A 13,200-nucleotide genomic window follows, 5' to 3' on the forward strand; every position below is an offset into this window, starting at 1 on the left:
CACCCCATTTTATCCAAAAATGAGGTGTTTTATATTTATTGAAAAATAGAACTCAATTCTCCGCAGCTTTGTACTCTTCAAAACTTCTATTAGGTTTTATTTCTGGCAATTTAGCTTTGGCCATTGCTGGTGTCAGTTTGCTAATTTGAGATTTAAGTCCTTCCATTTTGACTTTTGCCTCGCCTAGTTTTTCATCCAAAACCTTCAGACTCGATAGCTGAGCATTGGTTGGACGACCTGTATAGCCCAATATTTCACTAAATAATCCTGAAATTTTTTCTCTTAGTTGAGGTTCAGCTGCACCTACATAATTATCCCCTTTTAGTACTACGAGTGACTCTTTTAGGGTTTCCAAATTTTTAGAAATCTCCGCAAGAGGAATTTGCTTTTTCAATTTAGAACTTGTCAATGATGGCAAAATCGCATTTAGCTGCGTTTGATGATTGTCAATTTGTTCTACCAGATAGCCTAATTCCTCGTTCATTGCAAATAGTTTCATTGCGGTTTCATGTTGCAAAATTCTATCTTCTTTGGTATGAATTGATTTTGGATCAGCCACAAGTACTAAATCATTCTCATAAGTTTTATTGCCTTTCGTTATTTTCACTTTATAAGTGCCAGGTAATACTGTTGGTCCTTGAAATCCACCAGAAACTATCGTTTTTCCTTTGGCTACTTTTGGTGGCTTTAGGCTATAATTCCAGTCTACGTAATTTATGCCTTTTGATTTTCCAGGAGGGAGATCTGCAATTTTTTGATTGTCTTTGTCAAAAACCTCCATGCTCATTTTGCCAAAAGTATGTCTGCTTTTTAAATAGTAAACTATATTGGCTTGTCTACTTGGGTTTTCACCTACAAACTCTCCCATTCGAGCATATCCACCAAATGAACCAGATTCGGCCATTTTAGTGGGCTTAGTTGTGAAAAAGTGCAAATCTTTGGCAATAATCTCTTTAGTTAATTGACGTAAAGGTGAAATATCATCTACGATTATCACTCCTCTGCCATGCGTAGCCATAACTAATGCATCTTCGGTTGGATGCAGAGCAATCCAATGCACTGCTACTGGAGGCATATTGTTTTTAAATGGCGACCAGTTTTGCCCACCATCTATGGTTACATACAAACCTCCTTCTGTACCTAAGAACAGTAGATTTGGATTTTTGTAATCTTCTTTTATGTTTCTTACGAATGATTTTATATCATCAGAAACAATAGGTTTCCAAGTTTTTCCTCCATCTGTTGTTTTGTAAACATAAGGTTTGAAATCTCCTGAAGTATATCCCGTAAAAACCGCATAAGCAGTATTTTTATCAAAACTGCTTGGCTCTATGAAATAACACCAAGTGTTTTTTGGTAAGTCTGGTACGTTTGCCGTTACGTTATTCCAGTTTTTGCCACCGTCAAAAGTCACTTGAACATTTCCGTCGTCTGTACCCACCCAAATGATGTTTTGATCAAGTGGCGATTCGTTTACAGCGAATATAGTACAATGGTTTTCAGCACCTGAATTGTCCATGCTCAAGCCACCAGAATTTTCCTGTTGTTGCTTGGCTGGGTCGTTGGTTGTTAAATCTGGGGATATCTTAACCCAAGTTTCGCCTCTGTCATCAGATTTATGCAAAAACTGACTTCCGCAATACAATCTGTCAGCATTGTGCGGACTTGTTGTAATGGGTGTATTCCAATTGAATCGAAACTTTGGATCGTTTGCTTCAGGAAACGGCTTAATGGTTTTTGCTGAATTTTTCTCCAAGTTTATCCTCCAAATATTTTCTGCACCTTGCATTTCTGAATACACAATATTAGGGTCTTTCGGATGCGGGAAAGTTCTAAAACCATCACCCGCTCCTACAGAAATCCAGTCACGGTTTTCTATTCCACCGGGCTTAGAAGATGGCCCCACCCATGAGCCATTGTCTTGTAAACCACCATAGACTTTATACGGTGTTTGGTTGTCTATTGCGACTTGATAAAACTGCGAAACTGGAATTCCTTTGACCATATCCCAAATACTTCCGCCATCATAAGAGCGGTAAACGCCACCATCGTCGCAAAGGTAAATACGGTTGGAATCGTGTAAATCAAACCAAAAATCATGGACATCGGCGTGAATTCCTCCTCCAATATTTTTAAATGTTTTGCCACCGTCTCTGCTCAAGGAGCCATTAAGACCTGCTTTAAGTACAATATCTGGATTTTTAGGGTCTACTACAATTCTTGAAAAGTAGAAAGGTCTCACTACTAGCCCGAAGTCTCCGTTTGTTCGGGTCCAATTGGCACCAGCATCATCAGATCTATAAAGCCCTTTGTCTTCATCTTTTTCTGATTCTATAACAGAATACAATATTTTGGAGTTTGATGGAGCCAATGCAATTGCAATTCTTCCTAATTTACCATTTGGAAAACCATTATGAATTTTATTCCAAGTTTTGCCTCCGTCTGTAGTTTTGTATAAGCCACTATTTTCACCACCAGAATCAAAAGAATAGGCTGTTCGGCGGAATTGCCAAAACGAAGCATACATAATATTGGCATCGTTAGGATCCATTACCAAATCAGAACAACCAGTAGAAGCGTTGATATAGAATATTTTGTTCCAAGTTTTTCCACCATCACTGGTTTTGTAAACGCCACGATCTTCACTGTCGCTCCAAAGTCCACCCAAAACACCTACGAAAACCTCGTCTGTATTGTTTGGATTGATTTTAATAGAACTAATTCTTTCAGATTTTGGCAAGCCCATGTGGTTCCAGTTTTGCCCACCGTCTGTAGTTTTATAGATACCGTCGCCTATGGTTACTGAGTTTCTTGTCCAGATTTCGCCAGTTCCCACCCATATTATTTGATCAGGATTTTTAGGGTCAACCTTTATAGCACCTATAGACTGGTTATGCTTATCAAATATTGGATTGAAAGTTACGCCACCGTCGGCGGTTTTCCAAACTCCGCCACCCGCCGCACCGGCATACAGTATTTTGTTGTCAGTTGGGTGACCTTCTAAGTCTACTACTCGGCCACTCATTAAGGCAGGGCCGATATGTCTCGCTCTCATGGAGCCAAATATTTCATCTCCTTTTATAGGTAAGGCTTCTTGAGCAAAACTGTTTAAGGTAAATGATATTAAAATTGAAAATATAGAAAATTTTTTCATAGTATTTTTTAATAAAAAGAGCCTCATTTAGGTTTTAAATGAGGCTCTTAATGTTTTACAAATCAGTCAACTGGATAGGCAAAAACTTTTGCGTCTACCGGTGCATTTAATTCAATTTTATCTATAGTCATAGAGAACATTACTTGTCCATTCATTTTTTGACTGATATTGTAGGCGAAATAAATTCCATCAACTTCCTGATAGTCACTCATTAGAGTTTCAACAGTCAAATCTTTCATTTGACCTTTTTTGCCAGTTTGTTTTTGCATTATCACTACATTATTCTCCTTGTCAAAGTAATAATAGCTGAAATCTTCTTCCTCTTTCCCATCAACCATTACTGGTTTTTTGGTCAATTTTATTTTGTAACAATCTGTTCCTTCTACTTTCTCCTCGCCTTCTAAAGCGATGCTGTAGCCTTTAGCTTTGTAGTCTAAAAACGGATCAGGAAAATCAGCAGATTTAGCTGCATTTTGACTGTCCTCAGTTTCACCTTTTTCTGGTTTCATTGTCATGAAATTAGTTTTCCACATTTCTTTACCGTCAAAAGCAGAAACTACTATCTCTTTTCCTTGAAAATTAATAGACTGAACCATTTTGTTTGGTGCTTCCATTATACTTGTCATCGGGAATTCCATTCCACCTTGTTGCCCTTTTGCAATCATTTTAATAGACTTAATGGTTGCTAGTTTTTCTTTTCCACCAATAGTCTCCAAGTATTTTTCTACAATTTCATCCGCAGTTTGGGCCTGGCTGTAGGTTGCTGCGAGAGTCAAAGCTGCCGCAAATAATAGTCTAAGTTTTTGTTTCATAATATTTAGATTTTAATGATGTTGTAAAAGTATTAAAACTGATTTTGATTTAAACTACAGATTGGGATTAAAGGTTTTTAATAATTAATAAAGGTCTTTTTTGATTATAAAAATAAAAATATTTAGACTTTATCTTTGGTTATAATGTTGTAGGATTTATTCAATAATCTTAATCTCGGGCTGCTTATTTGCTTTAAAATCAAAGACATCTGGTCGGGCGTAATGGCCAATAACATCAAAGTCTAGTTTGCTTTTGGCCAAAATGTCGAAATCTAATTCTGCGGTTAATAAACCCTCAGCATTCCAAATTGGCCCTGCTAAAATCTCACCCATTGGTGACAAAATTACACTTCCACCGGCACACATTATTTCTGGTTCATCTTTTATGTCTTCCGAAAAACGCTCTGGATAGTCTGATTTTCTGACAAATTGGTTGGCTGCCAAAACAAAACACCGACCTTCTAAGGCGATATGTTGGAGGGTAGACTGCCAAGATGCACGAGCATCTGCAGTAGGAACAAGGTATATTTCTACGCCTTGATTATACATACTCATTCTAGCCAATGGCATATAGTTTTCCCAACAGATTAAACCTCCAATTTTTCCGATTTTTGTATCAAAACTTATCAAAGTGCTCCCGTCGCTTTCAGCCCAAATGTACCTTTCTAATCCTGTAGGCTTTAATTTTCGGTGTTTACCTATTAGTTGGCCGTGGTTGTCAAAATACAAAAGTGAGCAATGAAGCGAACCGCCTTTGTTTTCTTTTTCGGTTACACCCAAGGCTACAAAAAGATTGGCTTTTTTTATGGCTTCGCCAATTTGGTTTATATATTTTGAAGAAGTTTCTATGCTATTGCTCCAAAACTCGAGCCATAGGTCACGGCTTTTATCGGTTCTTCGGCCAACTATGGCATCAAAATCTAATCCTCTTGGATAACAAGGAATAAAAGATTCAGGAAATAATAAGAGTTCACAGCCTTCTTTTGACCCTTTTTCTATCCATTCTATGACTTTTGCCACAGTTTTTTCTAAGTCAAACAAAACAGGAGTGGCTTGAATTACACCAACTTTTACTTTCATGATTTGGGATGTTAAAGTTTTAAGAAGTGTAAATTTAAAAATCATTCTCTCTAATAACTCAAATTCAAAAAATTTTAGCGTTCAATGCGTTTTGTGGAATTTTTTATATCAATAGACTTTCAAAATTTCACTTTTTTTCTCGGTTTGAATAGATTCTGGTAAACATTCCAAAATACATGACTTAAAAGCCTCTACAATAGCATATCGGGGGTAGTTTTTATCAATAATTAAACTTATTTCTCTATTTGGTTTTTCAGATTCAAATCTTCTGGTTTTTAGTTTTTGTTCATCTTTTAAATCAAAAACGGCCAACTCTGGAATTAAAGTAATTCCTCGATATTTATCTACTAATTTTATGATAGTCTCTAAACTCCCAGTTTTGAAATTAAGCTGACTTACAATATTTTGTTTTTGCTTGAGTTCACAGAAATTTTCAATCTGACTTCTTAAACAATGTCCTTCCTCCAAAAGCCAAAGGCTATTCAGATCTATATCGGCACTGAGGATATATTTTTTTGTAAATAGCTCGTTTTCAGGTGAAACATAAGCCAAAAGCTCTTCATAATACAGTGGGATTTCTTTGGTATCTTTTATTGACAAAGGTGTGGCCAAAATACCAATGTCTAAATTCCCATTTTCAATATTTTCAATGATTTTTTCGGTTGTCATTTCCTCTATATTTAGCTGTAAAAGAGGATATTGTTCGTTGAATTTTTTAAGAAATAAAGGCAAAAGATAAGGAGCTACTGTTGGTATTACACCTAATTTTACTTCACCTTGAAGACCATCAAACTCATTTATTACCACATTGTAAATTTGGTTGAAATCCTTTATAGCTACTTTTGCTTGATTCAACACCAATTGTCCAGCCGGGGTTATTTCTACTGGAGATTGACTTCTATCAAAAATTTTCACATTGAGATGTTCCTCCAGTTTTTTGATCTGCATGCTCAGTGCTGGCTGTGAGATATTACAAGATTCGGCAGCTTCTACAAAATTTCGGTGTTTTTCTACCGCCAATATGTACTGTAATTGAGTGATTGTCATGCTTTATAATCTATACTTATATACAAATAAAAACTATCTATTTGACTAATGAAAATAAGGGTTGCAATTTTGTCCAAATATTTAACTATTCTTATGACAAACATCATAGAAATAGAAAATATGGCAGTTTAAATTGCATTATTTTAATAATAAAAAAACAAATAAACATGTTAGGATTAGGTCAAAAATTCCCTGAATTTAAGAAAAAAGCGGTAGTTTCATTAGAAAAAGGTAACGAATTTTATGATATCAGCTCGGAGGATCATCAGTCGGCAGGTAAATGGATGGCAATGTTTTGGTGGCCAAAAGATTTCACTTTTGTATGCCCTACTGAAATAGCAGCTTTCAATGCTAAAAACGAAGATTTTTTAGATAGAGATACTGTTTTAATTGGTGCTTCTACAGATTCTGAGTTTGTACATTTGGCTTGGAGAAAAGACCACGACGATTTGAGAGGATTGCAATTCCCGATGTTGGCGGATACTTCAAAGTCTTTGGCTGAAGAATTGGGAATATTGGAAGAAAACGAAAAAATAGCTTACAGAGTAACGTATATAGTTGACCCACAAGGAATTATTCGTTGGGTATGTGCTAACGACCTTTCGGTTGGTAGAAATGTTGACGAGGTTTTGAGAGTTTTGGATGCTCTTCAAACTGATGAACTTTGCCCATGCAACTGGAAAGCTGGCGAAGCAACTTTGGCGGTTTAATTTTCTTAAAAATAATTTTAAGCCTCTTTGAATGTTAGATTCTTAGAGGCTTTTTTAAATACAATTACAATATGTTTGCGACAGCAACTAATACTAAAAAAAGTCTTTTTGAATCTCTAAATCTGGCCGAGGATTTAGAAAGTGTATTGATTGACAGATTCAATGCCGTTGATGCGAGGTTTTTGAAAGACCTTAAAATTAATGTAGGTAATGTACTAAAAGGTCAAAATTTGTCTGAAAAAGAAGCTGCACTTTTGGCTCTCTCTGTTGCCATAAACGAGAAAAATGATGCTTTAAGAATTGCTTTAGAAGGTTTGGCGGCAAATCATGGAGCAACAGATGCCGAGATTTTAGAAACGGCAGCTTGTGTTTCAATTATGAATGCCAATAATATCTTTTATAGATTTAAACACTTTATGCATACCAATCAAAACTACCAAACGATGCCAGCTGGCATACGTATGTCAGTGATGATGACACCTGTGTTGGGCAAAGAATTTTTTGAATTGTTGAGCTTGGCTGTTTCTGCTATTAACGGTTGTGAACAGTGCGTAACTTCGCATGAGGCGTCTGTGAAAAACCACGGAGGTACAGAAGCTCGTATTTTTGACGCTATTAGATTAGTGGCAGTGATAAAGAGTTTTGCGGTACTTTTATGAAATTTTGAGTTTAGTTTTTGCAATAAAAAAGCCTTTTTTGATGTTCAAAAAAGGCTTTTCTCTTTTATTTATTCTTCTCGTCTACCCATTTTTTGGCATTTACAAATGCCTCGAGCCATGGACTTACTTCATCATTTTTTCGGTCTGCAGGATAATGTGCCCAGTTCCAAGGGAAAGTTGAACGTTCAATATGCGGCATCATCACCAAATGTCTACCTGTAGTGTCGCATAGCATGGCTGCGTTGAAATCAGAACCATTTGGATTGGCTGGATAACTTTCATATCCATATTTACCTACAATATTATATTTCTCTTCCGCATAAGGAAGGTTGAATTTACCTTCACCATGCGATACCCAAACTCCCAAAGTAGCTCCTTCTAATGTCGAAAGCATCACTGAGCAGTTTTTTTGTACAGTCACCGAAGTGAAAATGCTTTCGTGTTTATGTGATTCATTGTGCAACATTTTGCCATGAACTTCATGCTCAGGATTGATCAATTCCAATTCCATAAACAACTGACAACCATTACAAATACCTACCGAAAGTGTATCTTCTCTGGCAAAGAATTTCTTTAAGGCGGTGTTGGCTTTTTCGTTGTACATAAACGCACCAGCCCAACCTTTGGCAGAACCTAAAACGTCAGAGTTTGAAAATCCTCCCACAGCACCAATAAACTGAATATCTTCTAAAGTTTCTCTTCCCGATATTAAGTCGGTCATGTGTACGTCTTTCACATCAAAACCCGCTAGGAACATCGCATTGGCCATTTCTCTTTCGGAGTTGCTGCCTTTTTCTCGGATAATGGCTGCTTTTGGCCTCTCGGCTCCGCTCGAGGTGACACCTAAAGTAACCGCATTAAGATTACTCGAAGTAGCACTTGGATTGAACGAAGTGACTTGTAATTTTCCATCAAAGTGTGATGGAAAACTATATTTTAAAGGCTGGTTTTTATAATTGGTATAACGTGCCTCAGCTCTTTCATTTTTAGACTGACGACGGTCTAGCAAGTAGGAAGTTTTAAACCAAACATCACGTAAATCACTGATATTTAAGTTTAATTCATCTGAATTGTGTTTAATAGAAACTGTGTTTCCATCTTCCACTTCTCCAATTTTATAAAGTTCAATTCCTTGGTTTTTGAATTCTGCTTCAATTTCCGCATCAGCTTGTAAAACCAATCCAATATTTTCTGCAAAAAGGATTTTTACTAAATCTGTTTCATTCAATGTGCTCAGGTCATATTTAGCACCCAAGTTTATATCCGCAAAACTCAATTCTAATAGCGTAGTAATTAATCCACCACTTCCGATATCATGCCCTGCTTTTATTTTGTTGGTCTTTATTAAATCTTGAATCAAATTAAATGTAGCTGCAAAATTTGCCGAATCATTTACAGTCGGCACCTCAGAACCAACTTTGTTTAGTATTTGAGCAAACGAACTTCCGCCTAATTTGAAACTATCTTTTGATAGATTTACATAATAAATACTTCCGCCAGTTCTTTGCAAAACTGGCTCAACCACTTGTTTTATATCAGAGCAATTTCCACCTGCCGAAATGATAACAGTTCCCGGAGCAATCACTTCGTCATTGGGATATTTTTGCTTCATCGAAAGCGAGTCTTTTCCTGTCGGAATATTGATGCCCAATTCGATGGCAAAGTCAGAGCAGCCTTTTACTGCTTCGTATAATTTGGCGTCTTCACCTTCATTTTTACATGCCCACATCCAGTTGGCCGAAAGTGAAACGGATTTCAAACCCTCATTCAATGGTGCCCAAACGATGTTGGAAAGTGCCTCTCCAATGGCATTTCTTGAGCCAGCTACAGGGTCAACCAATGCTGAAACTGGCGAATGGCCAATCGTAGTTGCTATTCCTTCTTTTCCTTTGAAGTCCAAAGCCATTACGCCCACATTGTTCAGCGGCAATTGCAAAGGCCCTGCACATTGTTGTTTGGCGACACGCCCGCCCACACAACGGTCCACTTTATTGGTCAACCAATCTTTACAAGCCACGGCTTCTAGCTGCAATACTTGTTTTAGATAGTCCTCGATTTTATCTTTTGAATACCTTAAATCTGAATAATTTCTATCGATGGTTTTGTCAGCCATGATAGTTTTGGGTGAACTACCAAACATGTCGGCAATCGCAAAATCCATTGGTTTTAAGCCAGTAGACTTCGACTCAAACGTAAAACGGTGATTGTCCGTAACCTCGCCCACGGTGTACATGGGAGAGCGTTCTCTGTCGGCAATGGTTTTTAGGGTAGCTAAATCTTTCTCACCAATCACCAATCCCATACGCTCCTGCGATTCGTTGCCAATTATTTCTTTGGCAGAAAGTGTAGGATCTCCAACTGGTAATTTGTCCAGATCTATCAATCCACCAGTTTCTTCTACCAATTCAGAAAGGCAATTTAAGTGCCCACCAGCACCATGATCATGAATAGAAACTATTGGATTATGTTCAGCCTCAACTAAACCTCTAATGGCATTGGCGGCTCTTTTTTGCATTTCTGGATTGGATCTTTGGACAGCGTTAAGTTCTAAACCGGAGCCCAAAGCTCCTGTGTCAGCAGAAGAAACCGCAGCTCCGCCCATGCCGATTCGGTAGTTTTCGCCACCTAATATCACAACTTTATCGCCTAGAGTTGGTGTTTGTTTTATTGCTTGGCTAGCCTTTCCATAGCCTATGCCGCCTGCTAACATTATAACTTTGTCAAAGCCCAGTTTACGAGCGTCTTCTTCATGTTCGAAAGTTAAAAGCGAACCTGTAATCAAAGGTTGACCAAATTTATTTCCAAAATCTGATGCTCCGTTTGAAGCTTTTATCAAAATATCCATTGGCGTTTGGTACAACCAAGGGCGAGCCGCTACGGCATTTTCCCAAGGTCTGTCAGCAGCTAGTCTCGAATAAGATGTCATGTAAACCGCTGTTCCTGCCAATGGCAAAGAACCTTGTCCACCCGCCAAACGGTCTCTTATTTCGCCGCCAGCACCAGTAGCTGCACCATTGAAAGGCTCTACCGTTGTTGGGAAATTATGGGTTTCAGCTTTAAGTGAAATCACCGATTCGAATTCAGTTTCTTGATAAAAATCTGGTTTATCGGCAGATTTTGGAGCAAACTGCGTAACGACAGGGCCTTTTACAAAAGCCACGTTGTCTTTGTAAGCCGAAACGATATCGTTTGGATTTTCTTGCGAAGTTTTCTTGATGAGCTTGAACAAAGAGCTCGGTTTTTCTTCGCCGTCAATTACAAATGTGCCATTGAATATTTTGTGGCGACAATGCTCCGAGTTTACTTGAGAGAATCCAAAAACTTCAGAATCGGTTAGGTTTCTTTCAAGTTTTTTAGCCAAATTTTCAAGATATTCTACTTCATCTTGGCTTAATGACAATCCTTCTTTTTTATTATAAGCCGCTATGTCTTCGATTTCAAGAATAGGTTCTGGCTGAATATTTATGGTATAAATAGACTGATTGAGCTCAGCATATTTTTGCGAAAGCATAGGGTCAAAGTCAGTAAAATCTGATTTTACGACTTGAAATTCTTCAATTCTGATGATTCCCGAGATGCCCATGTTTTGTGTAATTTCCACGGCATTGGTGCTCCAAGGAGTAATCATAGCGGCACGCGGACCTATAAAAAACGCTTTCAGAATTGCTTCTTGGTCATTGGTTTTGGTATTTGGGTTCTCGGCATCGGCATTAAACAACCAAAATAGCTTTGGCAGATTTTCAGATGCAATGTTATCGAGAGTTTGAACAGCAAAAACGGTATCAGATTGGCTTCCGAAGAAATGAATCATTTTGAATTAATTGGAATGAACTGCAAATTTAATTTATTAAAATAAAGAATACCAGAAAAAAATGGGCTAAAAATGATTTTGAAAAAGCTTTTAAATATTTGGTTTTCATTTTATTAATCCTTTCTTAGTATTTCGGAAAATATCAATATTTTTTGTAATTATTATTCAATTTTAAAGGTAGTTTGAAATCACAAATTTGGAATAATGGAAGAGATTTTATGTTTTTATATTTTATAACTATCTTGTTTTTATTTCCTTGAAAAAACTATGAATCGTCGAAATTTCCTTCAAAATATTGCTGCGGTACCTGCTCTTGGGTATACTGCTGAAAACAAAAATATTATTAAACCTAAAAGGCTAAAAGTTGGCGATACAATAGGTTTGGTTTGTCCTGCTGCTCCGGCTTACAGTAAAGAGACTGTGCAGGTAGCTGCTGAATCGTTGCAAGCTTTGGGCTTTAAGGTGAAATACGGCAAAAACATTTGGAAGCGTTACGGATATTTGGCTGGGACTGACGAAGAAAGAGCCTCAGATTTAAATGAAATGTTTGCCGATGCTACCGTTAATGGTATATTGTGTGTGCATGGCGGCTGGGGATGTGCGAGGCTTTTGCCACTTATAGACTATCAGATGATTAAGGAAAATCCAAAAGTTATTGTGGGATATTCTGATGTGACTGCTTTGCTTTTAGGAATATATGCACAAACTGGCTTAGTCACTTTCCATGGGCCAGTGGGTGGTTCTACTTGGAATGATTTCTCAGTGAAATACTTCAAAAGTGTGCTGATGAATGCCGAAAAAGTGAAATATGAAAATCCGAAAAGCAAGGGTGATAATCTGACGCAAGTGGATGACAGAATTGCTACGATAAACAACGGCGTAGCAAAAGGTAAGCTTATAGGTGGAAATTTAACTGTTCTTTGCCATATTATGGGTTCAAAATACGCTCCAGATTTCAAAAATTCTATTATGTTTTGTGAAGACGTGGAAGAGCAACCTTATAGCGTAGATAGAATGATTAATCATCTCAAGCTTTGTGGTGTTTTTGAAGAAATGAATGGTTTTGTTTTTGGCAAATGTACCAAATGCGAGCCTGGGGCAGGAAGCTATGGCTCACTCACCCTCGAAGACCTTTGGCAAGACCACATAAAACCAACAAAAAAGCCAGCCTTCACTGGAGCTATGATTGGCCATATCAGTAACAAATTCACGATGCCAATAGGAATAGAGGCCGAAATTAATGCAGATTTGGGGACTATTCAGTTTTTGGAGAGTGGGGTGGAGTAGGAGAGTTAGTTTTTCTAATTTTTCGAAAAACATCAATTGAAAGGTAACAAATTATAAGAAAAAGCAGACCTTCAAACGCAATAAGTTTATCATCAATTTCAAAGTTTTCTTGAACATTATTTCTTCCAAGTGCACTCATAGGAGGAAAAGTATTCCACCCAGTTTTTAGCTGACTTAAACCTATAACTATTTGATTTAAAGGTTTTAGGTAGTAAATAACAGCCATAGCAAGTATTGAAAATATTAACAACAAAAGAATTTCTTTTTTAAGGTTTTTGCTCATTGTTCAGTCGTAGTTTTTTGAATTTATTATTTCAAAATTAGATATAAAGTTTCTTCTATACTACTACCTGAAGTTTAGATAGAAACGATAATTGAATATTACCTTTTAAATCAGGTCAATAAGTAAGCAAAACAAAAGATGGAATTTTGATTCAAATTTCAAATCAAAAGTAGCAATTGTAGGGATTCAAGAAAAACCCACAATGGCTGAAATAGCCTCTAATTATTAGGCTTTTCCTATTAAAGTAACAGAATGGAAGAAATAGTTTTTTACTGAAGCGAGCAGTGTTTTTGAAAATAAGAAGCAATTATAAAATAAAAAAGCTGGCGATTATGATGCTCTGTATTAACAATTAGG

9 protein-coding genes are annotated in these 13,200 nt (G+C 37.0%); 3 read left to right on the forward strand and 6 right to left on the reverse strand.

The features are described 5' to 3' along the window. Positions 1 to 52: 52 nt before the first annotated feature. The 4 genes from EGI22_RS04330 to EGI22_RS04345 form a co-directional block, all read right to left on the reverse strand. Positions 53 to 3,154, reverse strand: coding sequence for a hypothetical protein (locus tag EGI22_RS04330; protein WP_255066635.1), 3,102 nt, complete (start codon positions 3,152 to 3,154; stop codon positions 53 to 55). A gap of 62 nt (positions 3,155 to 3,216) precedes the next feature. Next, the gene (locus tag EGI22_RS04335; protein ID WP_255066636.1) at positions 3,217 to 3,966 is read right to left on the reverse strand and encodes an outer membrane lipoprotein-sorting protein; all 750 of its coding nucleotides are present in this window, start codon (positions 3,964 to 3,966) and stop codon (positions 3,217 to 3,219) included. A gap of 156 nt (positions 3,967 to 4,122) precedes the next feature. Next, positions 4,123 to 5,046 (reverse strand): carbon-nitrogen hydrolase family protein, encoded by a 924-nt coding sequence (locus EGI22_RS04340; RefSeq protein WP_255066637.1) that lies wholly within the window; start codon positions 5,044 to 5,046, stop codon positions 4,123 to 4,125. Positions 5,047 to 5,154: 108 nt separating this feature from the next. Then, a complete protein-coding gene (locus EGI22_RS04345; RefSeq protein ID WP_255066638.1) occupies positions 5,155 to 6,093 on the reverse strand; it encodes a hydrogen peroxide-inducible genes activator in 939 nt (312 codons plus the stop codon). A 167-nt stretch (positions 6,094 to 6,260) separates the two neighbouring features. Here EGI22_RS04345 and EGI22_RS04350 point away from each other — a divergent pair, with 167 nt between their 5' ends. Both EGI22_RS04350 and EGI22_RS04355 read left to right on the forward strand, forming a co-directional pair. Beyond that, on the forward strand, positions 6,261 to 6,803 hold the full coding sequence (locus tag EGI22_RS04350) for a peroxiredoxin (protein ID WP_255066639.1): 543 nt from the start codon (positions 6,261 to 6,263) through the stop codon (positions 6,801 to 6,803). 71 nt (positions 6,804 to 6,874) lie between these two features. After that, entirely contained in the window at positions 6,875 to 7,462 is a 588-nt protein-coding gene (locus EGI22_RS04355; RefSeq protein ID WP_255066640.1) for a carboxymuconolactone decarboxylase family protein, read from the forward strand. A gap of 64 nt (positions 7,463 to 7,526) precedes the next feature. Here EGI22_RS04355 and purL read toward each other — a convergent pair whose 3' ends face one another. After that, the gene (gene purL, locus EGI22_RS04360) at positions 7,527 to 11,273 is read right to left on the reverse strand and encodes a phosphoribosylformylglycinamidine synthase (protein ID WP_255066641.1); all 3,747 of its coding nucleotides are present in this window, start codon (positions 11,271 to 11,273) and stop codon (positions 7,527 to 7,529) included. Between the two features lie 267 nt (positions 11,274 to 11,540). Between purL and EGI22_RS04365 the strand changes: the two genes are divergently transcribed. Next, a complete protein-coding gene (locus tag EGI22_RS04365; protein WP_255066642.1) occupies positions 11,541 to 12,560 on the forward strand; it encodes an LD-carboxypeptidase in 1,020 nt (339 codons plus the stop codon). On the opposite strand, the gene EGI22_RS04370 is transcribed toward EGI22_RS04365, so the two are convergent. Next, positions 12,529 to 12,843, reverse strand: a complete 315-nt coding sequence (locus EGI22_RS04370; protein ID WP_255066643.1) for a hypothetical protein — start codon at positions 12,841 to 12,843, stop codon at positions 12,529 to 12,531. The genes EGI22_RS04365 and EGI22_RS04370 overlap by 32 nt on opposite strands. Positions 12,844 to 13,200 lie beyond the last annotated feature (357 nt).

The sequence above is a fragment of the Lacihabitans sp. LS3-19 genome (assembly GCF_024343575.1).
Classification (GTDB): Bacteria; Bacteroidota; Bacteroidia; order Cytophagales; family Spirosomataceae; genus Leadbetterella.

What these genes read in the sequence shown, in the direction of transcription:
- EGI22_RS04330 (WP_255066635.1), bottom strand. Translation starts at nt 3,154, where the DNA reads ATGAAAAAATTTTCTATATTTTCAATTTTAATATCATTTACCTTAAAC.
- EGI22_RS04335 (WP_255066636.1), bottom strand. Translation starts at nt 3,966, where the DNA reads ATGAAACAAAAACTTAGACTATTATTTGCGGCAGCTTTGACTCTCGCA.
- EGI22_RS04340 (WP_255066637.1), bottom strand. Translation starts at nt 5,046, where the DNA reads ATGAAAGTAAAAGTTGGTGTAATTCAAGCCACTCCTGTTTTGTTTGAC.
- EGI22_RS04345 (WP_255066638.1), bottom strand. Translation starts at nt 6,093, where the DNA reads ATGACAATCACTCAATTACAGTACATATTGGCGGTAGAAAAACACCGA.
- EGI22_RS04350 (WP_255066639.1), top strand. Translation starts at nt 6,261, where the DNA reads ATGTTAGGATTAGGTCAAAAATTCCCTGAATTTAAGAAAAAAGCGGTA.
- EGI22_RS04355 (WP_255066640.1), top strand. Translation starts at nt 6,875, where the DNA reads ATGTTTGCGACAGCAACTAATACTAAAAAAAGTCTTTTTGAATCTCTA.
- purL (WP_255066641.1), bottom strand. Translation starts at nt 11,273, where the DNA reads ATGATTCATTTCTTCGGAAGCCAATCTGATACCGTTTTTGCTGTTCAA.
- EGI22_RS04365 (WP_255066642.1), top strand. Translation starts at nt 11,541, where the DNA reads ATGAATCGTCGAAATTTCCTTCAAAATATTGCTGCGGTACCTGCTCTT.
- EGI22_RS04370 (WP_255066643.1), bottom strand. Translation starts at nt 12,843, where the DNA reads ATGAGCAAAAACCTTAAAAAAGAAATTCTTTTGTTGTTAATATTTTCA.